Source organism: Polynucleobacter sp. 35-46-11 (assembly GCF_002281105.1).
In genome coordinates, this window is record NZ_NCFJ01000666.1 from 1 (window position 1) to 1207 (window position 1207).

2 protein-coding genes are annotated in these 1207 nt (G+C 47.1%); both read left to right on the top strand.

All coding sequences use genetic code 11. The features are described 5' to 3' along the window. Window positions 1-1008, top strand: a 1008-nt coding sequence (locus tag B7Y67_RS18595; protein WP_293599903.1) for an RNA methyltransferase, incomplete at its 5' end; no start/stop codon positions are given. A gap of 24 nt (window positions 1009-1032) precedes the next feature. Continuing rightward, complete coding sequence (locus B7Y67_RS18600) at window positions 1033-1203, top strand: rubredoxin (RefSeq protein ID WP_293599904.1); 171 nt, start codon at window positions 1033-1035, stop codon at window positions 1201-1203. Window positions 1204-1207 lie beyond the last annotated feature (4 nt).

Sequence of the window (1207 nt, forward strand, 5' to 3'; positions counted from 1 at the left end):
CATTTGACGGCAACACATGCCACTATCTATTTAGATACTTCTGGTGAGGCCTTATTTAAACGTGGCTGGCACGATGAAAAAGGTGACGCTCCTTTAAAAGAAAATCTTGCAGCAGGTATTCTGTCAATTACTGGCTGGAAACCCTCTCAAACTTTATTTGATCCGATGTGCGGTAGTGGCACCTTTTTAATTGAAGCTGCACAAATGGCTTTGGCTATTCCGCCAGGAGCCATTCGGGCGGGTATGTATGGCGATGATGCAAAGCCAAGTCGCTTGGCCTATCGTCCATTGGTGACTTCAGCCCATGGCTTTGGTTTTCAAAGACTCAAGCCTTTTAACGAGACTGCTGAACAAAAGCGCTGGATCTCTCTGAAAGACGCTGCACACGCAGAGATGATGGAAAAGCGTAAGCAGTTCCCGGATTCAGAATCTTTAGGCATTAGCGGCGGTGATATTAATGAGCGCCTAGTGGCAATGTTTAAAGGTAATTGGCAGCGTGCGCAGTTACCTGGCTTACCAGTGACTCGCCAGATTGACGCCTTGGCCAGCAAACCACCATCGAATGTTAAAGAGGGTGTCATGCTCTTGAATCCGCCTTATGGTGAGCGCTTAGTCATCAAAGGTGGGCGAGGTCAGGATCGTGCTGCAGGCGGTGACATGGAGCGTGACTCCTATGAGCAAGCTGAAGAGCCAGAAGATCGCTACGCCTTTAATTTGGAAACAGGTCGTCAGAGCGCTAAACGTTCGAGCCGCGAGTCTCTCAAAAAGTTGCAAGCTCAGGAAGAGCAAGATCCAAAATTTGTTGAGTTCTTAAGACAGTTCGGCCAACATCTCAAGGATGCTTTTGGTGGTTGGAATGTCTTTGTGCTAACGGCAGATATGGCGCTGCCAGGACAGTTGCGTATCAAGGAATCTAAGCGCACTCCTTTATTTAACGGCCCTCTGGAGTGCAGGTTGTTTAAGTTTGAGATGCATCAAAAACGCGATGCTGCAGTGGATTTAAAATAAAAAATATCTACAAGGAAGACAGCGATGGAATTTAAAACATACATGTGTTTAATTTGCGGTTGGGTTTATGACGAAGCTGCTGGCCTACCGGAAGAGGGTATTTCACCAGGCACCCTTTGGAAAGACGTTCCTATGAACTGGACTTGTCCTGAGTGCGGTGCACGTAAAGAAGACTTTGAAATGATGGCGATCTAATCAC